Raw genomic sequence first — 23328 nt, 5'->3', positions numbered from 1 at the left:
TCTCACCGTACGAAGCCTTGAAATCAGCCATCGATCCATCTCCCTCTCAGAAACACCGGACCTCCCGGCACTGACCAGGCTACGAAAGCCACCCCCATCGGCCAATGGGGAGAACTCCCCGATCCGCGGCGGTGGGCGAGGACGCGGTCACCTCACTGCGGCGGCGTCTCGACCCACCGCATGGTGCCCATGATGAGGTCGCCGATCTCCACGAGCGTCTCCACCAGAGCGTGCGCCTGCGGGTCGTCGGCGGCGAGCGCCGTGAAGTGGAAGTGGAGCGCGCGGCGCGATCCCTCCTCCGCGGTCGGCACGAGGTAGTGCGAGGACCGCCCCACCATGACGGCGCCGTCGTCGCCGGTGCGCTCCGCACTGCGCCACACCCACATGGGCGTCTCGGTGAAGTCGGCGTCGGCCACGGCCGCGCCGCGCGCGATGCGCGGGAGGGACATCTCCCACGTCGTGGTCCCGGGGAGCACGAAGGGCGAGACGAGCATGACCGCGGGCAGCGGGATGCCGTCGGCCAGCGGCGCGAGGTAGGCCTGGAACGCGCCCGACTCGCGCACGGCGGCGCGGTAGCGGGCGAGCATGCCGCGGAACGAGATGATGAGGTCGGGTCGCCCGGCGGCCTTCAGCTGCGCCAGCGCCGGCGCGGTCAGGGCGTCGTCGGCGAGAGCGGCGGCGGGCAGGCGCCGCCACCCGGGCGGGCACAGGAGCGTGTACGGCGTGGCGGTCGTGACGGGAGCACCGGCCAGCTCCTCGCGCAGCGAGTTCATCGTCGACGTTCCTTCCACTCCGGGGGCGCGGTCCTGCGAAGCGCGGCGCGCTCCTCGCGCTCGGTGATGTAGCGCGTGGTGCGGAGCTTGGCGAGGACGGCCGCGCGGGCCTGCTCCAGTCCCCCGCGGTCGGCCGCCAGGGCCGCCGGGCCGGCGGCCGCCCACCAGGCGTCGAGGGCCGCCAGCACGTCGGGGGCGTCCGCCTCGTCGAGCAGGTCGCGCGTGAGGCGGCCAGGGCCGGACGGCGGGCCGCTGCGGTCGGCGCGCCGCGCCCGCCGCCAGAGGACGAGCGCGGTGGCCCCGGCGACGACGAACAGCAGGAGGCCCGCGATGACCGGGAAGGGCTGATGGCGGTCCACCTCGTCCCAGCGCAGGACGACGACGGATGCCGCGAACAGCAGCCAGAGGAGACCGAAGAAGAGGTGGATGCGCGCCGGGAGGTGACCTCCCCACAGCGACCCGTTCGCCCGCACCGGCTCGAGCCACACGAGAAGGCCGGCCGACAGCACCGCCAGCACCCCCGCCAGCAGCGCGCCCTCCTGGAGCGTGAAGGCGGCGCCGCCCGTGCGGGGCGAGATGGCGATGACGGCCACGGCCGCGGCGCCGAGCAGGAAGGCGACGACCAGGAGCACCCGATGCACCGTGGTGGCGGACCGCACCACCGGCGCATCGGGCTGCCGCCGCGCGTTGGCGGCGCGCACGGCTGCCGCCCGGGCTGCCTCCCGGTCCGGCGCCGCACCCGGTATCGATGCGAGCACCGCCACCCGCCACGCGTCCTCGACGGCCGACTCGGCGTCGCGGTAGTCGGCGTCCTCGACGAGGGCATCGATGCGGTCGAGCACCCTCCCCGGCGGCGCGCTCATCGGATGGCCAGCTCGGCAGGATCGACCGCGGCGAAGAGCGCATCGCCGTCGGCGAGACGGCTCTCGAGCTGGTTCACGTCGAAGTCGGTCGAGACGGCGTAGACGACCCAGCCGTCGGCGGCGCCGATCCATTCCGCCTTCGGGACGAGCACCGGCTCCGCGTCCGGCGCGGGCAGGGTCGCCTGGATGCTCAGGCGCCGCACGGCCGTCGGCATCGCCGCCGCGGCGACGGGTTCGACCACGGGCGGCACGACCGTGAAGCCGGGGTCGGGCAGGAGGTCGGCGGGCTCGGCTCCGTCGTCGTCACGGGCCTGCACGAACAGGTCGACGAACCCGGTGGGCGCACCGTCGGACGGGTAGTGCCAGAAGCGGAGCGAGACGTGCGCCGCGGGGAAGAGCGCGATCGCCAGGACCTCGGCGGCGACGGCCTCGCGCAGCGCCTCCGCGTCGGGACGTCCGCGCGTCGCCTCATCGGCGAGCCACCCCGACCATTCCCCGGCGTCGGCCCAGGGCGTGCCGGCGTAGTCGAGCGGGATGTGGATCCAGCGGTCGGCGTCGTAGGCGACGCTCATCGGGGTTCCGGGCATGCTTCCATCCTGTCGCGGCACGGCGAGGCCGGTGGGCGGTCGGGCAGTCGGGGCGGTCGGGGGATCGCCGGTCAGCCTATCGACCGGCGAAGGGGTTCGGGACGACGTCGGGCAGGTCCGGGAGGGGCACTCCGGCGCCCTGGAGGGACTGGTACCCGCCGTAGCCGAGGTTCCACACGTTGGTCCCCTGCATCAGCGCGCCGGGACCGTCCACGCCGGCCAGCCAGTTGCGCGTCGCGTTGCCCGCGCGGCCCCCGGGCCACGCCGAGGCCAGGCGTTCGGCCATCGTGGCCGCCTGGCCGTCGAGCTGGGTGCCACCCTGCCGGATGGCGTTCCACGCGTTCCGTCCCCAGCTGTTCTGGATCCCGCGGAAGAAGTCGTCGGCGATGCCGGCGGCGCGCGCCTCCCGGGCGGCACGACCGCCGTAGCGCCCGCCGGCGCCCGCGATGCTCCGCAGGTCGTAGGCGACCGCGTTGCGTCCGGCGCTGAGCGTTCCGCGGGTCGCGCCCCCGAGGCCGGCGGCCGCCCGGAGCGACCCCAGCACGCCCTGGCCGCCCTTGAGCGCCTTGCCGAAGGCGCCGAGGAAGGGCACGACCCCGATGAGGTCGAAGACGATGTCGGTCATGCTGACCCGCTTCGAGCCGGCGATCATCATCGTCAGGTGGGCCGCGAGGGCGACGAAGCTGGCGATCGCCGCGATGGCCAGCAGCACGCCGGCGATCGGGCCGGAGATGATGATCGCGGCGATGACGGCGATCGTGCCGATGACGGTCGCGACCGTGGCCAGGCCGTCGAGCAGGTCCTCCCACCAGGTGTCGTCGATGCCCGAGGCCTCGCACGCGTTCTCGACGCCGGTGACAGCCGCCTCATAGGCCTTCTCCCACTCGTCGTAGCCGGTCTCGAAGGACTCCCAGAGGTCCTCCAGCGCCCCGTCGGCGGTGCGGGCGGCGGTCCGGGCGGTCGAGACGCCCGAGGCCGCGGCCTGCCGGTCCGCCTCGGTCGGCTCGTCCTCCCACGGCCAGGTGTGGTCGAGGTCGTCGGAGGCGTTCTGCGCGCGGCGGAGCTCGTCCGCGGCCTCCTGCGCGGCCTGGTGCGCGTCGCGGATCGGCTGCACGAGCGGGTCGACGGTCGTGCGCTGAGCCTTTCGCAGGGCCGTCGCGTAGGTGACGAGCACCGGACCGGTGCCGCTGTAGCGCGAGGCCACCTTGTGCAGCTCGCCCGCGAGCTCGCCGGCCGACTCGCGGATGGCGTCGAGTCCCTCGGCGGTGTACTTGGTGCTCGCGGCGAGCTTGTCGAGCTCGTCGGCCGTCCACTCCATCTGCGTGCCGATGCGCGTGTAGCGGTGGCCGGCCGCGGAGATCGTCCCGGGCGTGCCCTCGATGGTCTGCAGCACGAAGTGCCGGGTCGGGGAGGTCAGGTGTCCGAACGTCATGGCGATCCTCCGTCAGCCTTCGTCGCTGGCCAGGTTGCGGTCGAGCTCTTCGATGTCGGCGATGAAGTCCGACAGGTGGGTGTGCACGTTGTCGAGCGACTCCTGGACGACCTCGCGATTGCCGTTCCAGCCCGACTCGAAGTCGCCGACCCGGCTCCGCAGGCGGCCGTCGCCCGTCGGACGGCCCACCGCGTCCTCCACGTCGTCGGTCGCCCCGCCGAGCTCCTCGAACTCCCTCACGAAGCGTCCGAGCCGTTCGGTCATCAGCTTCAGATCGTCGAGGTCGACGTCGATCCCGTCACCCGCCATGGCGCTCTCCCCTCACGCGCTCGTCCGTGCCCGGCGACCTCGGCCGCCGGGCACGCGAATCGGTCGATCAGTTGCCGGCGAGTGCCTGGTCGGTGTCCTTGATGGCCTGCTGCATCTTGCGGAGCGACTCGCCCATGTCGCTGATGCCCTCGATCGCCTTCTCCAGACCGGTCGTCAGCTCGTTGTAGCCCTCACCGAACTTCCCCGACGCGTGCTGCGTCTTGAAGTCATCGCCCAGCAGACGGTCCACATCGCTCTTCAGCCGACGCAGGATGTCACCGATCTCCTCACGACCCGAGTCGAGCTTGCCCGACATCGCTTCCATCTCACCGTACGAAGCCTTGAAATCAGCCATCGATCCATCTCCCTCTCAGAAACACCGGACCTCCCGGCACTGACCAGGCTACGAAAGCCACCCCCATCGGCCAATGGGGAGAGCTCCCCGATCCGCGTGCCGCGTCGCGGCGCGCGCCGCAGATGCGAAAGAACGCCCGGCGGTCCCCCGCCGGGCGTCCTCCACGTCGCGCCGTCAGTTGCCGGCGAGCGCCTGGTCGGTGTCCTTGATCGCCTGCTGCATCTTGCGGAGCGACTCGCCCATGTCGCTGATGCCCTCGATCGCCTTCTCCAGACCGGTCGTCAGCTCGTTGTAGCCCTCACCGAACTTCCCCGACGCGTGCTGCGTCTTGAAGTCATCGCCCAGCAGACGGTCCACATCGCTCTTCAGCCGACGCAGGATGTCACCGATCTCCTCACGACCCGAGTCGAGCTTGCCCGACATCGCTTCCATCTCACCGTACGAAGCCTTGAAATCAGCCATAATTCCTCCTCGGAAATCTCCGCCGGTCTCTCCGGCGCTCTCAGACTACGAAACGACGGCCGCCGGGACGATGGGGAGAACTCCCCGATGTCCGCGCCGCTCAGTCCGCCAGCGGCAGCTGCACGGTCACGAAGCGGCCGTTCTCGACGAACAGACCGCGGCCCGGCGGGAACTCGTGGCGCTGCACCTTCGGGAAGGGGACCTTGAAGAGCGACTCGCCGTCGTAGCTCTCGGGGCGCAGCGCGATGCCGTGGCGTCCCGCCTTGAGCTCGCCGATGAGGCCGTACCCGCTGGAGAGCTGCGTGACGTCGCCGTCGGCGATCAGGAAGTGATCGCTGCGGTTGATCGCCTGGAACAGCTCCTTCAGCGGCCGCTCGGCATCGGTGTCGCCGAACTCGGTCACGTTCTCGACGACGATGAGGATCCGCGTCGGAATGGACTCGTCGGCCACGACGTCCTTGAGCTCCTTCGCGAGTGCGCGGACGTCCTCGATGCCCGTCGCCGCGCGGCGCCACGGCCGCAGGTCGCGCAGCGCCGCGCGGCGCCCGCCGATGTGGAACAGCTCGACCTGGGGATCGAACCTCTCCACGGCGCCGACGATCGCACGCAGCGCCGTGGTCTTCCCGGACTGCGGCGGGCCGGCGACGACGAATGTGCCGACCGGCTCGAAGCCCTTGGGCCCGAGCGTGTCGTCGCCCACACCCAGCACCGGCATGTCGTCGATGCGGTCGGGCAGCGACGACGGCTCGAGCTCGGTGGGAAGCGACCCGATGTTGCGCGCCTCGACGGCGCCGCGGGCGCGCAGATCCCGGGCGAACTCCGCGCTCGCGGCGTTCTGCTCGGCGACGTTGGTCGTGCCCCCGATCACGGCGATCTGGGTCTCGAGCCCGTCGACGATGGCACGGCCGGGCACGCTCCGCTCGCTGAGCACGTCCTTGGGAACCCCGAGGATCGCGTAGGCGCCTTCGTCCGACATGCGCAGCACGATGCGCTTCGTCACGTTGGCGCTGACGGCCGTGGGCACGGCGCCGTAGCGGTCGGCGGTCGCGACGACGTGGATGCCCAGGGGCCGGCCTTCGCCGAGGATCCGCATGAAGATCGCGTAGAAGGGCGCCCGCGCCGAGACCGTCTCCCAGTCCTGCTTGAAGACGCCGAAGCCGTCCAGCAGCAGGAGGATGCGCGGCTCGTCGCGGTCCCCCGTGATCGTGCGGTACTCGCTGAGGGTGGCCGCGCCGGCCTCGGAGAAGCGCTTGGCACGATCGTCGAGCATGCTGCGGAGGGTGCGGAGCAGTCGCTGGACCCGCTCGACGTCGTCGCCGGAGACGACGGAGCCGACGTGGGGCATCACCTCGAGCGAGCGCAGCGCGCCGGTGCCGAAGTCGATGCCGTACACCGCCGCGCGACCGGCCTCGGGGCGTGCGCCGGCGGCGATGCCGATCGAGCGCAGGGCCACGGACTTGCCCGCGCCGCTCGTGCCGTACACCAGCAGGTGCCCGTCGGTGTCGGGCAGGAACGAGACAGCCTCCTGCAGCTGGCGCTGGGGGATGTCGGCGAGGCCGAGCGGGATGCGGCCGTCGCCCTCGAGGGGGAGCTCGCGGAGGTCGATCGTCGTCGCGAGGTCGTCGAGCCACGGGCGGCGAGGGGCGGGAAGACCCGCCTCCCGCGTGGCCGCCACGAGGTTCGCCACGAGGCGCTTCTGATCGTTCGGGCCGAGGTCCTCGTCGTGGGTGTCGGACTCCTGACGGTCCTCCTCGCGCTCCCAGAGGGTGACCGAGCCGAACCGCAGCTCCGCCACGCGCACCTGCGCGCGGTCGGGCTCGTCGGTGGTCCAGCCGCCGGCATAGGCCGACTGGAACGGGACGAGGCGGCCGGGACCGGTCTTGGCGATGCCGCGACCGGGGATCGAGGGGTCGAACGTGGACGCGACGACATCGCCGACGACGTCGTTGGAGTCCGCGGCATCGGCCATCCGCAGCGCGACCCGCAGGTTCGTGTTCGCGCGCAGGTTGTCCTTGATGACGCCGGCGGGGCGCTGGGTGGCCATGATCAGGTGGATCCCGAGCGACCGGCCGCGCTGGGCGATGTCGACGACGCCGTCCACGAACTCGGGCACCTCCGTGGCCAGCGCCGCGAACTCGTCGATCACGAGGACGAGGGCGGGCGGGGTGTCGGGGTCCTGCCGCTTCTCGAGCTCGAGGAGGTCCTTCGCCTTCTTGCGGTTGAAGAGGTGCTCCCGGTGGTGCAGCTCGGCGCGCAGGCTCGTGAGCGCCCGGCGCACGAGGTGGGGGCTGAGGTCGGTCACGAGGCCGACGCAGTGCGGCAGCTCGACGCAGTCGGCGAAGGCCGACCCGCCCTTGTAGTCGACGAACAGGAACGTCACCCGGTCGGGGCTGTACTCGGCGGCCATGCCGAGCACCCACGCCTGGAGGAACTCGCTCTTGCCCGAGCCGGTGGTCCCGCCCACGAGGGCGTGCGGGCCCTGGGTGCGCAGGTCGAGCGACATCGCGTCGGGACTCCCCTGGCCGATGTAGGCCTTCAGCGTGCCGGCGCGCTTGAGCCGCGGCCTCGGGGTGCGCGAGCGGTCCACGATCGACGCGTTCTGCCGCCACCGCTCCAGGACCGCCGAGGTCTCGGCGGCGCGGTCGGTGCCCACCAGGCGCAGCAGCGAGACGCTCTGCGGCAGGTCGGACGAGTCGGGCGCGACGGAGCTGGAATCGACCACCGGGGCCAGGCGCTTGGCGAAGTGCTCCGCGTACTCCCGCGAGACGCCCTCGACCCGGACGTCGTCGATCCGCTCCCCCGCGCGCACCCAGCCGACCGACGCGTCGTCGAGGCCGCCGGTGACGTCGAGGTAGGTCCGGCAGGCGGCCGGGAGGGACTCGACGGTGGGGGCGACGAAGATCGTGTACACCCCGGCGTCCGGACCTCGCTCGATCAGCTGGGTCAGGCGCGCTCGATCGACGGGCGCGTCATTGGTGACGATGAGGACGAGCGCGACGTCGCCCGCCGTCTTCGAGGCCTGTCCGGGCCGCTCGCCGACGTGCTTGCCCGCCTCCATCGACATGTCCGCCGTCGCCAGCGGACCGCGATGCGAGGGCGATCCCGACAGCCGCTCGAGGATGGCCTCCTCGAGCGCGTTCAGCAGGACCGTGCCCGCGGACTGGCTGTCCGCCAGCGCGATCTCGGCGAACGGCGACTGCGGGCTCGTCGTGTGCGGGAGCCACTTCATCCACTCGACGTCCGGCGTCCAGGCGGGATCGACGATCGCCGCCGTGATGACCTCGTTGGGCGCGTGGAGCCCGAACAGCTGCACGCTGAGGCCCCGCAGCACATCGCCCACCGGCTGCCGGGGGCCCGCGAGGCCGATCGCGCCGGCGGAGGGCAGCAGCTCGATCAGGGGCACGTCGTCGATGCGCGCGAAGCGCTGGCCGACGGCGGTCACCTGGTCGGCGTACTGCGCGATGCCGCGCTGGTCGTTGACCTCCTTGATCGTGTTGCGGCTGGCCGCCGTGCCCGATCCCAGTCTCAGCGAGAGGAAGTTCCAGTGCTCGGGGCGCCGCGTCCACATCAGCGGACCGAGGCGCATCGCCTGTTCGTAGATCGTCGCGGTCGGCGGGGCCTCCTCGCGCCGGCGCTCGCGCTCGACGATCTCCTCCGCCGCCATCGCGTCTTCCAGCTCGTCCAGCTGACGCTCGAAGGTCTCGATCTCCTGACGCAGCTTCTTACCCTGCTGCGTGCGCTGACCGATGAAGTTGCCGAGCATCATCAGCGGCGCCATGACGATGATGAGCAGCGACGAGGAGCGCCCGGTGAAGCCGAACATCGCGAATCCGAGCAGCACGGGCGCGGCGATCATCGGCCACGGGAAGATGCGCGGATCGGCCTCGGCGGGGATCACCGGGTGCCGGTGCTCCTTGCCGGGGTAGCGCTTCTCGACGCGCGGCGAGCGGTTGAACAGCAGCGTGCCGCCCCGCTCGAGCACCCGGTCGTCGTCGACACCCGGCGCCGACTCGGTCTTGACGAACGTGACGTCGGTCGAGCCGATCGTGATGACCTGGCCCGGGAGCACGCGCACGCGCTGGACGAGCCCGCCGTCCACGAGGAGGCCGTTCGCGGAGTTCAGGTCGATGACCTCGATCTCCTGGTCGATCTCGATACGCGCGTGGCGCTTGGAGACCTGCGGGTCGGACAGCACGACGTGGGCCGGCTCGGTGCGGCCGATGATCGTGGTCCCCCGCGTCAGCGGCACCACCCGGCCGGCCTCGGGGCCGTTGAGGATCTGCAGGACCGCGGCGGTCTCGCCGCCGGAGGCGTACGCCTCGACCGTTGCCGGCACCACCGACGCGTCGAAGCCCGAGCCGACGGGCGCGTCGCCGAGCAGAGCCGTCGGATCGAGCTGCACCGGCTCGCCGGCGGGCGGGGCGACCAGCAGCGTCGGGGTGACCGACGGCGACAGGCGCGCGGGGTCCACGAGCGAGCGGGCGACGTCCTCGACGGTGGCCGTGGCGTCGGCCGTGACGATGACGTCGACCGGCGGGGCGGCCTCGCGACGCAGGGCGAGCTTGATCTTCATGCGCCGAGTCCTCCATAACGCACCTGGAACATCCGGCCGCCGACACGGACGACGGTGCCGTGGGCGACCGCCACGCGGGTGCCCGCCGGCAGTGGCGAGTCGGACCCGTCGGCGCCGACGACCGCGGTGCCGTTGCTCGACCCCTGGTCGAGCAGCCACACGGTGCCCTCCTCGACGCCGAACGCCAGGTGCGTCTTCGACAGGAGGAGCTGGGGGTCCTCGAGGGTCAGCAGGACGTCGGCGGCCCGCCCGGCCGGCGCCTCCGGCATCCGCCCGATCAGTCCGTACGAGGGCACGATCACCGTCGAGCCGTCCTCGAAGACGAGGAACGGCGCCGCCGGGTCGGCGACCTCGGCCACCGGCGGCGGCGCGACGTCGGGGCGCTCGCTCCAGGTCTGCCGCGACACCCCCACGATGCCCGCGCGGGAGCGGCGCTCCTCGAGCCGCGGCCGCTCGCCCGTCGCCACGGTCGCCAGCGACGGGAGGTGCTCGGAGATGTCGCGGTCCGGCGCCTCCAGTGCGCGGCGCGCGCGCCGCAGCTGCGAGGCATCGAACGGATCGATGCCGGCGCGCACGTCGAGCAGCCAGCAGCCGGCGACCTTGTCGAGGACGCTGCGGCCGCGACGGTCCCACAGGTTCGAGGTGAGCAGGACCAGGGGACCGATGACGGGGACGATGCCCGACACGCCGAGCACGAGGGCGCGCAGCACGATGCGCCAGAATCCGGGCCGGGTGAAGTCGTCGGCCCTGACCGAGCGCAGCCGCATGGACGCCTTGCCGACGGTCACTCCGCGCCGGCCGTGGAGGAGGAGCTGCACGATGCCGAAGACCACCGGCAGTGCCGCACCCACGATCACCAGCACGGTCGTCACGACGGGGGTGTCGATCATGTACCCGATGAGCGCCGGCGATGCCAGCACCGCCAGCACGAGCAGGTCGATCACGAACGCCCACGTGCGCACGCCGGGCGCTGCGGGGACCATGCCGAGCCGCTCGCCGAGATCTCCGGGGTCGGTGATCGTCGGGGCGGCGTCCGCGCGGACGTCGTCGGTCATCGATGCTCCTCGGGGGGCGGGCGACGGTCCGTCGCCAGGGGTCTCAGTCGTGCTGGAGGTGGAACTCTTCGTCGCCGAGGAAGAACCGCTCCCCCGCCTCGAGCTCGGTGCCGGGCTCGACCTCGACCTCCTCGCCCATGAGGGTGCGCACCAGCACCCCGTTGGTCGAGCCGAGGTCGGTCACGAGCCACTTCTCGCCGCGCAGCTCCAGGCGGGCGTGGGTCTTGGACACCGTGCGCGCGTCGTCCTGCACCGCGATCAGCTGCGCCTGCGGGAACGACGGATCGGCGGCCGGCCGGCGCCCGAGCACGACGACGTCGGCCGTGAGCGGCACCGGCGACGAGCTGGCCGGGACCAGCTGCCACGTGATCTTCTTGCGCCTCACCATCACCGTCTGGTCGGTCTCGTCCTCGTCGGGGAGCCCGTCGTCGGAGACGGCGGAGGCAGGAGCCGCGTCGGGGAGGTCGGAGTGCTGCTGCGCGCGCTGCTGGGCCGCCACCGACGATCGCGCCGACAGCGGGGTGCCCGCGATCGGCGACCCCACCACGGCGGAGACCTCGCCCGAGAGCTCGGGGAAGGCGTCATCCGCCTCGGCGCGGGCGGCCGCCCGCGAGGGCAGCGGCGTCTCGATGGGCGCCGTCACCGGCATCCGGGTGACCGGCTCCGCGTCCTCGGAGCGGCGGCCCGGGACGAAGGAGATGAGCCCGGGGACCTCGTCGGCCGGGGCGGGCGGCGTGACCTGCGCCCCCTCGGGGGCCGAGGCCCGGCGGGGGCCGGCCGTGGCGGCCGCGCTGGGCGGGAAGGGAGACGGCGAGACGGCGGACACGTCGTCGATCTCTGACGGCCAGGCGGCCACGTCGGGCTCGGCGTCGTCGGCCGATCCCCGCGAGGCGGCGCCGGGCTGCGGCGGGGCCCAGCCGGCGGGCACGGGGGCCGGCGGGACGACCGGCTGCGCGGCGAGCGGGTCGGCGGCGGCGAACGCCGCCGGGGGCGCGGGCGGCGCCGCCGGGAAGGAGGTCGGCACCGGCGGCACGGGAGGGAATCCTGCAGCGGCGCCCGGGACCGCGGCGGCGTACGCGGCGCTGGTCGGCGGAAGCGGCGGGCGCGGCGGGGCCGGCGGCATGCCCGCGGACGACGGCGGAGCCGAGGCGGGGGCGACCGACGGGCGCGCTCCGCGCCACGGCGCCGGACCGAATCCCAGGATGCTCGCCCACACCACGAACAGGAGCGCGGACAGCACGGTCATGCCGGTGCCGTACCCGAACCCGGGGTTGATGCGGTGAGCGGAGATCACCAGCAGCACCAGCACGATGACCGGTCCGGCGATGGGCACGAGCAGCAGGAGGATCAGCAGCGGCGAGAACCCGCCCCACTTCAGGACCGTGGCCTGATTGAGCAGCGGCACCCAGCCCTTCCAGGCCTCCTCGCCCATCTTGCGGAACATCGCGGAGAGCGCGAGCGACATCCACACGTAGAGGGCGATACCGATGACGAAGGCCAGCAGACCCACCAGGGGCGCCAGCGAAGTGTCGATCGTGTCGCTCATGCCCTCCACCTTATGGGGCGCTCCGCGCGATCCACGCCTGGATTTCGGGGCGGTGCGTCGGCTGCCGCACCGTCAGAGCTCGGGAAGCCCCGGCTCCGCTCCGGGGTCGAAGGGCGCGTCGAGCGACTTGGTGAGCTCGTCCAGCATGGCCGCGATCTGCGGCTCGACGTACTCCCCGACGGCCGCCTGGATGCGCAGGCGGTGATGGAGCAGGATCGTGCACACCTCGCGGCCGACCATGTTGGCGTAGTCGTCGGCGAGGCCGACCTCCTGCCGGAGCGCCGCCTTCGCGTCGTCGGACAGCGGCGGGAGGGCCGGGATGTCGGCGTTCTCCTCGTCGGCGAGGCCGGAGATCGTGAAGAGGAACGGGGCGCCGGGGACGGGCTCCGGATCGAGCGGAAGACCCTCGAACTCGGGGTCGAGGCCCTCGGCCGGACGGTAGCTGCGGGCGCGATTGCGCGCCGCCTGCTGATCGAGCTCCGCCTGGAGCATCGGCAGGTTCCGCGACGTGTACTCCGCCACGGCGTGATCGACGATGGTCTTGATCCGGGTCGACAGGCCGTGCTGCACGCCGTGCGGCACGTCGGCGCCCAGACCGGCCGCCGACAGCACCGGGGAGCCGAAGCAGCGCCGGCACGGAGCCACGCGGCCGCGGTGCGTGGCCGGCTCCCACCGGGGCAGCCACTTCAGCCAGGCGTCCACCGCCTGGCTGACCTGGGTCTCGATCGACCGCTCCACGCGCACCATTGTCCCCTGTCGGGGCGTCTCGCGCGGGATTTGCGGTCGCCTGCGCGCGGCGGAGGTCAGGCGTCCTCGTCCTCGCCCTCCCAGGGCCAGCGCGGGCGGGAGGCGCGGGTGCGGACGAGTGCGACCGCGGCCCAGGCGCAGACGAAGGCGGATGCCAGCAGCACCGCCGCGAAGGGACTGATCGCGAAGCCACCCGCGGCCGCCGCGGCACGGGCGGGATCAGTGCCCACCACGATCGCTCCGAGCCACACTCCGGCCAGGTGCGCCAGGAGCACGGCGGGGACCACGGCCGCCGTGGCTCCGTACGAGGGACGCGCCGATCGGACGATCAGCCACGTCACCGCGACGAACGCCGCGGTAGCCGCGACGACGCCGGCCGCCCCCGGAAGCGCACCGAGCCCCGGCACCGCGATCACCTCGGTGTCGGTCACCAGGCTCGTGAGCCCGAAGCCCGCGATCACCAGCGCCCCGAATCCCGCGGTGCCGTAGGCGAGCGCGGCGAGCGGACGCACCGGACCCGGCTCGGCCGGACCCGGCGAGGAGGTCATCGGGATGCCGGTGCGCTCACAGCCGGTGCAGCTGCGGGCCCGCCTCGAGCGTGCGCTCGTACTCGCGCTGTGCCTCGTTGTTCAGCTCGGTCACCCGGGCACCGCGAGCGGCCACCCAGGCGCCGAACCAGATCGTGATCTCGCGACCGAGGATGAAGGCGACGATGGCCAGCGGCGCGAGCAGCTGGTCCTCGACGAGAGCGGAGCCCTGGCTCGCCGTGAGCGTCCAGAACGGCGCCTCGAACAGCTGGCCCAGCAGGTGTCCGCCGTACGAGACGGCGCCGACGAGCAGGCCCAGCACGACCCACTGGCCCCAGCGTCCGCGGTTGATGATCGCGCCGAGCACCCAGAAGCCCAGGAAGAAGACGGCGACCGGCACCCAGAACCACCACGAGGTGACGGCGTCGGTCAGCTGCTGAGCGAGGTTGCCCGCGGTGACGTCTCCGGCGGCGGCGCCCAGACCGAGCGAGGCGGCGAGGTACAGCAGGGCGAACACGAGGGCGGCCAGCAGGCCGATCGCGCCGGCGGCGCCGCGGTTGCCGCGGGGGCGGGGGGCCTCGGGAGCCTGCACGAAGATCGGCTGCGGAGCCGGCTCGGCGGGGGCGGGCGCGGCCACCACGGCGGGCTCGGCACGCTCGGTGACCGGCTCGCTCGGGGTGATCACCGCGGTGCGGTCGGCGGAGGTGTCGGCGGGCGCGGCGGCGACGGTGGTCTCGGGCTCCGGCTCGGGGCCGGCCGCCTCGATGTAGGAGAGGTCGTGGTGCGCCGCGGCGAGCTCCTCGGGAGCCACGGCGTCGCGGGAGGCGGCCTCCGCCTCCGCGAGGCCCTCGTTGGCGCGGCCGACGACGTCGTCCACGTGCGTGGCCTCATCAGCGGGCGTCGGCTGCTCTGCGGGCTCGCCGGTACGGGGATCGCTCATGTGCGGTGTGCTCCTCACGCGGAGGCGCGCGCCACCGCTCGACTGTGAGCGTAACCCGCGGCATCCGCGACGGCGCGAAGGCGTGCCGACGTGTCTGCACCCTCGACGGTCCCCGTGTGCGTATCGTGTGCGAATGCTCCCGCACACCGCAGCCTCCCGCCCCGCCACCCGCCGACGCGCGCGGGCGGGCGCGATCGCGGCGGCCGCCGCCGCGGCGTCGATCCTCCTGACCGCGTGCACCGGCTCCCCCGCCCCGACGCCGCCGCCCAGCGCGGCCCCGACGCCGAGCGCGTCGGCGACGCCGACGCCGACGGGACCGGTGCTCGCCGACTTCCCGTTCGGACCCTCCACGTCGACGACGCCGCTGCCGGACGACTGCCGCGCGATCCTCACCGACAGCGTGCTGGCCGAGCTCGAGGGGGTGCCGCTGAACGCTCCTGGCATGGGTGGCGGCATCCGTCCCGACAGCAGCCGCGTGTGCGCGTGGGGCGAGCCCGGCGCAGCGGGCACGTGGCTGGTCACCGTGATCGGGTTCGCCCCGTACCGCGAGGCGACCGACGCACTGTTCGCACTCGGCAACGAGGGATACACCTGCTACGAGCCCGACGAGGGCGTGCGCTGCGAGCGCACGTGGGAGCACGAGACCCTCCCCGTCACGCAGGGACGGACGCTCTACTACCGCGACGGCATCATCGTCGACACGCAGTACTCGAACCTCGCGCCGACCGGCTACACGAACGCGATCATCGCGGCCATGTGGCCGAGCGACGGCATCCGCCCCACGCCCACGCCCTGACGTCCCGGCACCCGGGACGCCCGGACGCGGCTCAGTCGGTCCAGACCCGGTCGGCGATCCGCTCCGCGTAGCCGGCGGGCTGCCAGCCGTCCTGCACGCTCGAGAGCCAGACCCCGCGCCCGGCCTCGATCGTCTCCCGCGCGCCGTCCTCGCCCTCGCGGATGCAGCGGGTGCGATCGTCGACGGCGTCGCACGCGAAGCCCAGTGCCGGCAGCGCCGTGCGGGCGATCGCGCCGGCATCGGCGGGGACGTCGGCGAGCGTCGTCGAGATGGCACCCTCGGCCGAGGTCCAGGAGCAGGTGAACCGGACCCGCGGCGATAGCGCATCGAGAAGCCCCGATGCAGAGGACTCCGGGGCGTCCGTCGACGGAGTGAGCACGGCGTCGGGGGTCCACACGAGCGCGGTCCACAGCGCGTCGGCGTAGAGGTCGCGGCATTCGCCCATCTCGCCGGAGGACGCCTCGTCCCCGTCGCCGGCGGCGGGGCCCGACGTCGGCGGGTTCAGCTGGTCGCCGACGAACTGGACCGTGCCCGGCAGCAGGGGCGCCGCGATCCACGCCAGAGCGCCCACGACCGCGACGCAGGCGAGACCCACCACCCACGCCAGGGACGTGCTCCTGCCGCCGACTCGTGCCATGCCCCCACGGTACGGCGGAAACGGCGGAAGCCCCGCAGGACATGCGTCCTGCGGGGCTTCCGTGACTCCGTCAGTGAGCGGTGCTCGCGACTGCGTCAGTTGTAGGTGCCGGGCGTGAAGTCGTCCGTCGAGAAGCTGTCGAAGTCGACGTAGCTCAGGTCGGCGTCGCTGTACGCGCCGTCCGAGGCGAAGATGCGGTTGGGGTACCGCTCGCTCTTGGCCTCCTCCGTCGCCTCGACGGCGACGTTGCGGTACTTCGCAAGTCCCGTTCCGGCGGGGATGAGCTTTCCGATGATGACGTTCTCCTTGAGGCCGACGAGCGGGTCGCTCTTGCCCTCCATGGCCGCCTGCGTGAGCACGCGGGTCGTCTCCTGGAACGAGGCCGCGGACAGCCACGACTCGGTCGCGAGCGACGCCTTCGTGATACCCATGAGCTCCGGGCGACCGGACGCGGGGCGCTTGCCCTCTGCCACGGCCTCGCGGTTGATGCTCTGGTACTTCTTGAAGTCGACGAGCTCACCCGGCAGCAGCGTGGTGTCGCCGTGGTCGACCACGGTGACCTTCCGCAGCATCTGCCGGACGATGACCTCGATGTGCTTGTCGTGGATCGGCACACCCTGCGAGCGGTACACGCCCTGCACGCCGCCGACGAGGTACTTCTGCACCTCGCGGGCACCCTGCACGCGCATGACCTCCTTGGGGTCGAGCGTTCCGACGAGGATCGGCTGGCCGACCGTGACGCGCTGACCGTCCTCGACCAGGAGCGTCGCGCGCTTCAGGACCGGGTAGACGTGCGGCTCGTCGCCGTTGTCGGGCGTCAGGATGACCTTCTTGGCCTTGTCGGTCTCGTCGATCTTGACGACACCGTCGGCCTCGGCGATCGGGGAGGCACCCTTCGGGGTGCGCGCCTCGAACAGCTCCTGGACGCGGGGCAGACCCTGGGTGATGTCGTCGGCGGAGGCCGAACCACCCGTGTGGAAGGTACGCATCGTCAGCTGCGTGCCGGGCTCACCGATCGACTGGGCCGCGATGATGCCGACGGCCTCGCCGATGTCGACGAGCTTGCCGGTGGCGAGCGAACGTCCGTAGCACTTCGCGCAGACGCCGACGGCCGAGTCGCAGGTCAGCACCGAGCGCACCTTGATGGTCTCGACACCGCCCTCGACCAGCTTGTCGATGAGCACGTCGCCCACGTCGTCGCCGGCCTCGGCCAGCACCGTGCCCGAGGGGTCGACCACGTCGGCCGCGAGCGTGCGGGCGAACACCGAGTTCTCGACGTTGGCGTCACGCACGAGCGTGCCGTCGGCGCCGGGCGCGGCGATGGTGAACTCCAGGCCCTTCGAGGTGCCGCAGTCGTCCTCGCGGATGATGACGTCCTGCGAGACGTCGACGAGTCGACGCGTCAGGTACCCCGAGTCGGCGGTACGGAGGGCCGTGTCGGCCAGACCCTTGCGGGCACCGTGCGTCGCGATGAAGTACTCCGCCACCGACAGACCCTCGCGGTACGAGGAGATGATCGGACGGGGGATGATCTCACCCTTGGGGTTGTTCACCAGGCCTCGCATACCCGCGATGTTGCGGATCTGCAGCCAGTTACCACGGGCACCCGAGCTCACCATGCGGTTGATGGTGTTCTCGGCCGGGAAGTTGTCGCGCATCGCCTTCTGGACGGCGTCGGTCGCCTCGGTCCAGATCTTGATGAGCTCCTGGCGACGCTCGGCGTCGGTCGTGAGACCCTTCTCGAACTGCGCCTGGACCTTCGCGGCCTGCTTCTCGTAGCCCGCGACGATCTCGCCCTTGTTCGGGGGCGTCAGGATGTCGGACAGCGCCACCGTGACACCTGAACGGGTGGCCCAGTAGAAGCCGGCGTCCTTGATCCGGTCCAGCGATGCCGCGACCTCGACCTTGGGGTACTCCTCGGCCAGCTTGTTGACGATCTGCGACAGCTTGCCCTTGTCGGCCTGGCCCCGCACGAACGGGTAGCCCTTGGGGAGCGTGTCGTTGAAGATCGCCTGGCCGAGCGAGGCGTCCACGAGACCGTGGCGCTCGTAGCCCTCGGGGGCTTCGCCCTCGAGGAACGCGAGACCCGGGATGCGGATGCGGACCTTGGCCTGCAGGTCGAGGGTGCCCTCGTCCTTGGCCAGGATCGCCTCGCCCACCGAGCCGAACACGCGACCCTCGCCGGCAGCACCCTCGATGACCGTGGTCAGGTGGTGCAGGCCGATGATCATGTCCTGCGAGGGCAGGGTGACCGGGCGGCCGTCGGACGGCTTGAGGATGTTGTTCGACGCGAGCATGAGCACGCGGGCCTCGGCCTGGGCCTCGACCGACAGCGGCAGGTGGACGGCCATCTGGTCACCGTCGAAGTCGGCGTTGAACGCCGCGCAGACGAGCGGGTGGAGCTGGATGGCCTTGCCCTCGACGAGCTGCGGCTCGAACGCCTGGATGCCCAGACGGTGCAGCGTGGGCGCACGGTTGAGCAGCACGGGACGCTCGCGGATGATCTCCTCGAGCACGTCCCAGACCTCGGGACGGGTGCGCTCGACGGCGCGCTTGGCCGCCTTGATGTTCTGCGAGTGACCGAGGTCGATCAGGCGCTTGATCACGAAGGGCTTGAACAGCTCGAGCGCCATCTGCTTGGGCAGACCGCACTGGTGGAGCTTGAGCTGCGGGCCCACGATGATGACCGAACGGCCCGAGTAGTCCACGCGCTTGCCGAGCAGGTTCTGACGGAAGCGTCCCTGCTTGCCCTTGAGCATGTCGGACAGCGACTTGAGCGCACGGTTGCCCGTACCGGTGACGGGGCGGCCGCGGCGACCGTTGTCGAACAGCGCGTCGACGGCCTCCTGGAGCATCCGCTTCTCGTTGTTGACGATGATCTCGGGGGCACCGAGGTCGATCAGGCGACGGAGGCGGTTGTTGCGGTTGATCACGCGGCGGTACAGGTCGTTCAGGTCGCTCGTGGCGAAGCGGCCACCGTCGAGCTGGACCATCGGGCGCAGCTCCGGCGGGATCACCGGGACGACGTCGAGGACCATGGCGGCGGGGCTCATGCCCGTCGACAGGAACGAGTTGACGACCTTGAGGCGCTTGATCGCGCGGATCTTGCGCTGGCCCTTGCCCTCCGAGATCTGCAGGTGCAGGCTCTCGGCCTCGGCGGCCAGGTCGAACGCCTGCAGGCGGCGCTGGATCGACTCCGCACCCATGTAGGCCTCGAAGTACTGGCCGAAGCGGTCCTGGAGCTCGTGGAAGACGTCGTCCTCCTGCTTGAGCTGACCCACCTCGAGCGTGCGGAACTCCTCCCACATGCGCTCGAGCTTGGCGATCTGCTCGTCCGAGTTCTTGCGGATGCCGGCCATGTCCTTCTCGGCGGCGTCCTTGACCTTCTTCTTCTGGTCGGCCTTGGCGCCTTCCTCCTCGAGGGCGGCGAGCTCCTCCTCCAGCTTGGCCAGACGCGCCGCCACGCGGGCGTCGCGGCGGTCGCCGAGGTTCTTGATCTCGAGGCGCAGGTTGGCCTCGTGGGTCGGCAGGTCGCGGTGGCGGGCGTCCTCGTCGACCGAGATCACCATGTAGGCGGCGAAGTAGATGACCTTCTCGAGGTCCTTCGGCGCCATGTCCAGCAGGTAGCCCAGGCGCGAGGGCACGCCCTTGAAGTACCAGATGTGGGTGACGGGGGCGGCGAGCTCGATGTGGCCCATGCGCTCACGACGGACGGAGGACTTGGTGACCTCCACGCCGCAGCGCTCGCAGACGATGCCCTTGAAGCGGACGCGCTTGTACTTTCCACAGGCGCACTCCCAGTCGCGGGAGGGCCCGAAGATCTGCTCGCCGAAGAGGCCGTCCTTCTCCGGCTTCAGCGTGCGGTAGTTGATGGTTTCGGGCTTCTTGACCTCGCCGTAGGACCACCGACGGATGTCGTCGGCGGTGGCCAGGCCAATACGAAGCTGATCGAAGGTGTGTGACTCGAGCACTTATTCTCCTGTGTCGGAATTCTGTTCGTTGCCTGGCCGGGTCAGATCTCGTCGATCGACGAGGACTCGAAGCGGCTGGAGATGTTGATGCCGAGCTCCTCCGCTGCGCGGAAGGCCTCGTCGTCGGTGTCGCGGAGGTTGACCTCCGTGCCGTCGGCCGAGAGGACCTCGACGTTCAGGCAGAGCGACTGCATCTCCTTCATGAGGACCTTGAAGGACTCGGGGATGCCGGGCTCCTGGATGTTCTCGCCCTTGACGATCGCCTCGTACACCTTGACGCGGCCGACGATGTCGTCGGACTTGATCGTCAGGAGCTCCTGCAGCGCGTAGGCGGCGCCGTAGGCCTCGAGGGCCCACACCTCCATCTCACCGAAGCGCTGACCGCCGAACTGCGCCTTACCACCGAGCGGCTGCTGGGTGATCATCGAGTACGGGCCCGTCGAGCGCGCGTGGATCTTGTCGTCCACGAGGTGGTGCAGCTTCAGGATGTACATGTAGCCGACCGAGATCGGGGCGGGGAACGGCTCGCCCGAGCGACCGTCGAACAGCTGGGTCTTGCCCGAGCTGCCGATCAGGCGCTGGCCGTCGCGGTTGAGGTTCGTCGAGTCGAGCAGACCCGCGATCTCCGCCTCGTAGGCGCCGTCGAACACCGGGGTGGCGACCTTGGTGCCCGCGGGGGCCTCGAAGGCCTCCTTCGGCAGGTTCGCCGCCCACTCCGGGTTGCCCTCGACCTTCCAGCCCTGCATGGCGATCCAGCCGAGGTGCAGCTCGAGCACCTGGCCGAAGTTCATGCGGCCCGGGATGCCGAGCGGGTTCAGCACGACGTCGACCGGCGTGCCGTCCGCGAGGAACGGCATGTCCTCGACCGGGAGGATCTTGGCGATGACGCCCTTGTTGCCGTGACGACCGGCGAGCTTGTCGCCCTCGGTGATCTTGCGCTTCTGGGCGATGTAGACCACGACGCGGCGGTTGACGCCCGAGCCCAGCTCGTCGTCGCCGTCCTCGGCGTTGAACTCCTTGACCGCGATGATCGTGCCCTGCTCACCGTGGGGCACCTTCAGCGACGTGTCGCGGACCTCGCGGCTCTTCTCGTTGAAGATCGCGCGCAGCAGGCGCTCCTCGGCGCTCAGCTCGGTCTCGCCCTTGGGCGTGACCTTGCCGACGAGGATGTCGCCGGGGCGGACCTCGGCGCCGATGCGGACGATGCCGCGCTCGTCGAGGTCCTTCAGCAGGTCGGGGCTGACGTTGGGGAGGTCACGGGTGATCTCCTCCTTGCCGAGCTTGGTGTCGCGCGCGTCGACCTCGTACTCCTCGATGTGGATCGAGGAGAGGGTGTCGTTCTTGACGAGGTCCTGGCTGAGGATGATCGCGTCCTCGAAGTTGTGACCCTCCCACGTCATGAACGCGACGAGGAGGTTCTTGCCGAGCGCGAGCTCGCCGTTCTCCGTCGCCGGTCCGTCGGCGATGACCTCGCCGACCTCGACGCGGTCGCCGGCCGAGACCACGACGCGCTGGTTGTAGCTCGTGCCCTGGTTGGAGCGGTCGAACTTGCGCAGGAAGTAGTCCTGCGTGCCGCCCTCGTCGAGCTGGACGGTGACGACGTCGGCCGAGACCTCGGCGACCACACCGGCCTTCTGCGCGGTGATGACGTCACCGGCGTCGACGGCTGCGTAGCCCTCCATACCGGTGCCGACCACGGGCGAGTCGCTGCGCAGCAGCGGCACGGCCTGACGCTGCATGTTCGCACCCATGAGGGCGCGGTTCGCGTCGTCGTGCTCGAGGAAGGGGATGAGCGAGGTCGCCACCGACACCATCTGGCGCGGCGAGACGTCCATGTAGCCGATCTCCTCGGCGTGGAACAGGTCGACCTCGCCGCCCTGGCCGCGGCGGGCGAGGACGCGGTCGTTGGCGAACGAGCCGTCGGCCTTCAGCTCGACGCCGGCCTGCGCGACGATGTAGTCGCTCTCCTGCGAGGCGGTCAGGTAGTCGATCTGGTCGGTGACCTTGCCGTCGACCACGCGACGGTACGGCGTCTCGATGAAGCCGAACGCGTTGATGCGGGCGAACGAGGCGAGCGAGCCGATCAGACCGATGTTCGGGCCTTCGGGCGTCTCGATCGGGCACATGCGGCCGTAGTGCGACGGGTGGACGTCGCGGACCTCGACGCCGGCGCGCTCGCGCGACAGACCGCCGGGGCCCAGCGCCGACAGGCGACGCTTGTGCGTCAGGCCGGCCAGCGGGTTGTTCTGGTCCATGAACTGCGACAGCTGCGAGGTGCCGAAGAACTCCTTGATCGCGGCCACCACGGGGCGGACGTTGATCAGGGTCTGGGGCGTGATCGCCTCGATGTCCTGCGTGGTCATGCGCTCGCGGACGACGCGCTCCATGCGCGACAGTCCGGTGCGGACCTGGTTCTGGATGAGCTCGCCGACCGCGCGGATGCGGCGGTTGCCGAAGTTGTCGATGTCGTCGACGTCGAGGCGGATCTCGGCGGGCTTGCCGTCGCGGATGCCGGGCAGCGTCGCGTCGCCGCGGTGGAGGGCGACGAGGTACTTGATCGTCGCGACGATGTCGGCGACGGTCAGCACCGAGTCGCTCGGGGCCGCGTCGAGGCCGAGCTTCTGGTTGATCTTGTAGCGACCCACCTTGGCGAGGTCGTACCGCTTCGGGTTGAAGTAGAAGTTGTCCAGCAGCGCGCGGGCGGCCTCGGCGGCCACCTGCTCGCCCGGACGGAGCTTGCGGTAGATGTCGCGGAGCGCGTCCTCCTTGGTGAGGATCGTGTCCTTGCTGAGCGTGTCCTCGATCGACTCGTAGCCGGCGAACTCGTTCAGGATGTCCTCGCTCGACAGGCCCAGGGCCTTGAGGAAGACGGTGACGGACTGCTTGCGCTTGCGGTCGATGCGCACGCCGACCTGGTCGCGCTTGTCGATCTCGAACTCGAGCCAGGCGCCGCGGCTCGGGATGACGCGCGCCGAGACGATGTCCTTGTCGGAGGTCTTGTCGGGCGTCTTGTCGAAGTAGACGCCCGGCGAGCGCACCAGCTGCGAGACGACGACACGCTCGGTGCCGTTGATGATGAACGTGCCCTTGCCGGTCTGGAGCGGGAAGTCGCCCATGAAGACCGTCTGGGTCTTGATCTCACCGGTGAGGTGGTTCATGAACTCGGCCTCGACGTACAGCGGGGCGGCGTAGGTCTTGCCGCGCTCCTTGCACTCCTCGATCGAGTACTTCTCGGGCTCGAGGTACGGGTTCGTGAACGAGAGCTGCATCGTCTCGCCGAGGTCCTCGATGGGCGAGATCTCCTCGAAGATCTCCTCGAGGCCGCTCGTGGCAGGGACGTCGGTGCGACCGGCGGCCTGGGCCTCGGCGACCCGGGCCTTCCAGGCCTCGTTGCCGACGAGCCAGTCGAACGACTCCGTCTGCAGCGCGAGAAGGTCGGGGACCGTCAGCGTGTCGGAGATCTTGGCGAACGAGAGGCGGGATGCTCCGCGACCGTTCTTCGGGGTGGTGGTGGAATTGGTTGCGTTGCGCGCAGCAGCCAAGGGGATTACCTCCGTGAGCCCGGGCAGGGCGGGTTTTCCTTGTCGTCAGGTGAAACGCTTCCCGATCCGAAACCTGCCACGCGCGCCGTCGCGGGGCGACGGGGATGCGGGCACAAGCCGACCACCATATGAGGGCATGCGGAAGGGAGCGCAACTACCTACTATAGGCCGCGCGGCACGCCGTGTCCAGTCGGATTCTTGACGAGGGTCGGA

Annotated in this window: 17 protein-coding genes; 1 reads left to right on the top strand and 16 read right to left on the bottom strand. The window is 71.2% G+C overall.

Annotated features, from left to right (window positions below):
• Window positions 1-152: 152 nt before the first annotated feature.
• The 13 genes from QQZ13_RS09630 to QQZ13_RS09570 form a co-directional block, all read right to left on the bottom strand.
• Entirely contained in the window at window positions 153-773 is a 621-nt protein-coding gene (locus QQZ13_RS09630) for a hypothetical protein (protein ID WP_284528800.1), read from the bottom strand.
• Window positions 770-1636, bottom strand: coding sequence for a hypothetical protein (locus QQZ13_RS09625; RefSeq protein WP_284528799.1), 867 nt, complete (start codon window positions 1634-1636; stop codon window positions 770-772). The genes QQZ13_RS09630 and QQZ13_RS09625 overlap by 4 nt, the downstream gene beginning before the upstream one ends.
• Window positions 1633-2223, bottom strand: a complete 591-nt coding sequence (locus tag QQZ13_RS09620) for a hypothetical protein (protein WP_284528798.1) — start codon at window positions 2221-2223, stop codon at window positions 1633-1635. The genes QQZ13_RS09625 and QQZ13_RS09620 overlap by 4 nt, the downstream gene beginning before the upstream one ends.
• A 76-nt stretch (window positions 2224-2299) precedes the next feature.
• Window positions 2300-3655: a hypothetical protein gene (locus QQZ13_RS09615; RefSeq protein WP_284528797.1), complete on the bottom strand. Its 1356-nt coding sequence runs from the start codon at window positions 3653-3655 to the stop codon at window positions 2300-2302.
• A gap of 12 nt (window positions 3656-3667) precedes the next feature.
• Window positions 3668-3964 carry a hypothetical protein gene (locus QQZ13_RS09610; RefSeq protein ID WP_284528796.1) on the bottom strand — a complete coding sequence of 99 codons (297 nt, stop codon included), beginning with the start codon at window positions 3962-3964 and terminating at the stop codon, window positions 3668-3670.
• Between the two features lie 67 nt (window positions 3965-4031).
• Window positions 4032-4319, bottom strand: a complete 288-nt coding sequence (locus QQZ13_RS09605; protein ID WP_144807092.1) for a WXG100 family type VII secretion target — start codon at window positions 4317-4319, stop codon at window positions 4032-4034.
• A gap of 174 nt (window positions 4320-4493) precedes the next feature.
• Window positions 4494-4781 (bottom strand): WXG100 family type VII secretion target, encoded by a 288-nt coding sequence (locus QQZ13_RS09600; protein WP_144807092.1) that lies wholly within the window; start codon window positions 4779-4781, stop codon window positions 4494-4496.
• A 100-nt stretch (window positions 4782-4881) separates the two neighbouring features.
• Window positions 4882-9354, bottom strand: coding sequence for an FtsK/SpoIIIE domain-containing protein (locus QQZ13_RS09595; RefSeq protein WP_284528795.1), 4473 nt, complete (start codon window positions 9352-9354; stop codon window positions 4882-4884).
• Window positions 9351-10409: an RDD family protein gene (locus tag QQZ13_RS09590; RefSeq protein WP_284528794.1), complete on the bottom strand. Its 1059-nt coding sequence runs from the start codon at window positions 10407-10409 to the stop codon at window positions 9351-9353. The genes QQZ13_RS09595 and QQZ13_RS09590 overlap by 4 nt, the downstream gene beginning before the upstream one ends.
• A gap of 43 nt (window positions 10410-10452) precedes the next feature.
• Window positions 10453-11955, bottom strand: coding sequence for an FHA domain-containing protein (locus QQZ13_RS09585; protein WP_284528793.1), 1503 nt, complete (start codon window positions 11953-11955; stop codon window positions 10453-10455).
• Between the two features lie 72 nt (window positions 11956-12027).
• Entirely contained in the window at window positions 12028-12693 is a 666-nt protein-coding gene (locus QQZ13_RS09580) for a spermidine/putrescine ABC transporter substrate-binding protein (RefSeq protein ID WP_284528792.1), read from the bottom strand.
• Window positions 12694-12758: 65 nt separating this feature from the next.
• Window positions 12759-13250 (bottom strand): DUF6121 family protein, encoded by a 492-nt coding sequence (locus QQZ13_RS09575; RefSeq protein WP_284528791.1) that lies wholly within the window; start codon window positions 13248-13250, stop codon window positions 12759-12761.
• Window positions 13251-13266: 16 nt separating this feature from the next.
• Window positions 13267-14169, bottom strand: coding sequence for an ABC transporter (locus tag QQZ13_RS09570; RefSeq protein WP_284528790.1), 903 nt, complete (start codon window positions 14167-14169; stop codon window positions 13267-13269).
• A 133-nt stretch (window positions 14170-14302) separates the two neighbouring features.
• On the opposite strand from QQZ13_RS09570, the gene QQZ13_RS09565 reads away from it, so the two are divergent.
• Window positions 14303-14965, top strand: coding sequence for a DUF3558 family protein (locus tag QQZ13_RS09565; RefSeq protein WP_284528789.1), 663 nt, complete (start codon window positions 14303-14305; stop codon window positions 14963-14965).
• A gap of 31 nt (window positions 14966-14996) precedes the next feature.
• On the opposite strand, the gene QQZ13_RS09560 is transcribed toward QQZ13_RS09565, so the two are convergent.
• From QQZ13_RS09560 to QQZ13_RS09550, 3 genes are all read right to left on the bottom strand, one after another.
• A complete protein-coding gene (locus QQZ13_RS09560; protein WP_284528788.1) occupies window positions 14997-15602 on the bottom strand; it encodes a hypothetical protein in 606 nt (201 codons plus the stop codon).
• Between the two features lie 95 nt (window positions 15603-15697).
• Window positions 15698-19573: a DNA-directed RNA polymerase subunit beta' gene (gene rpoC / locus QQZ13_RS09555; RefSeq protein ID WP_284528787.1), complete on the bottom strand. Its 3876-nt coding sequence runs from the start codon at window positions 19571-19573 to the stop codon at window positions 15698-15700.
• A 41-nt stretch (window positions 19574-19614) separates the two neighbouring features.
• A complete protein-coding gene (locus tag QQZ13_RS09550) occupies window positions 19615-23115 on the bottom strand; it encodes a DNA-directed RNA polymerase subunit beta (protein WP_284528786.1) in 3501 nt (1166 codons plus the stop codon).
• Between the last annotated feature and the right edge of the window lie 213 nt (window positions 23116-23328).

Source organism: Microbacterium sp. T2.11-28, from assembly GCF_950097975.1.
GTDB lineage: Bacteria > Actinomycetota > Actinomycetes > Actinomycetales > Microbacteriaceae > Microbacterium.
Note: the sequence above shows the minus strand (reverse complement) of the source record. Positions and strands in the feature narration are given on the sequence as shown.

Coding starts and splice junctions, on each gene's coding strand:
- QQZ13_RS09560 (WP_284528788.1), bottom strand. CDS start 15,602: ATGGCACGAGTCGGCGGCAGGAGCACGTCCCTGGCGTGGGTGGTGGGT.
- QQZ13_RS09610 (WP_284528796.1), bottom strand. CDS start 3,964: ATGGCGGGTGACGGGATCGACGTCGACCTCGACGATCTGAAGCTGATG.
- QQZ13_RS09615 (WP_284528797.1), bottom strand. CDS start 3,655: ATGACGTTCGGACACCTGACCTCCCCGACCCGGCACTTCGTGCTGCAG.
- QQZ13_RS09630 (WP_284528800.1), bottom strand. CDS start 773: ATGAACTCGCTGCGCGAGGAGCTGGCCGGTGCTCCCGTCACGACCGCC.
- QQZ13_RS09620 (WP_284528798.1), bottom strand. CDS start 2,223: ATGCCCGGAACCCCGATGAGCGTCGCCTACGACGCCGACCGCTGGATC.
- QQZ13_RS09625 (WP_284528799.1), bottom strand. CDS start 1,636: ATGAGCGCGCCGCCGGGGAGGGTGCTCGACCGCATCGATGCCCTCGTC.
- QQZ13_RS09575 (WP_284528791.1), bottom strand. CDS start 13,250: ATGACCTCCTCGCCGGGTCCGGCCGAGCCGGGTCCGGTGCGTCCGCTC.
- QQZ13_RS09605 (WP_144807092.1), bottom strand. CDS start 4,319: ATGGCTGATTTCAAGGCTTCGTACGGTGAGATGGAAGCGATGTCGGGC.
- QQZ13_RS09565 (WP_284528789.1), top strand. CDS start 14,303: ATGCTCCCGCACACCGCAGCCTCCCGCCCCGCCACCCGCCGACGCGCG.
- QQZ13_RS09585 (WP_284528793.1), bottom strand. CDS start 11,955: ATGAGCGACACGATCGACACTTCGCTGGCGCCCCTGGTGGGTCTGCTG.
- QQZ13_RS09570 (WP_284528790.1), bottom strand. CDS start 14,169: ATGAGCGATCCCCGTACCGGCGAGCCCGCAGAGCAGCCGACGCCCGCT.
- QQZ13_RS09590 (WP_284528794.1), bottom strand. CDS start 10,409: ATGACCGACGACGTCCGCGCGGACGCCGCCCCGACGATCACCGACCCC.
- QQZ13_RS09595 (WP_284528795.1), bottom strand. CDS start 9,354: ATGAAGATCAAGCTCGCCCTGCGTCGCGAGGCCGCCCCGCCGGTCGAC.
- QQZ13_RS09600 (WP_144807092.1), bottom strand. CDS start 4,781: ATGGCTGATTTCAAGGCTTCGTACGGTGAGATGGAAGCGATGTCGGGC.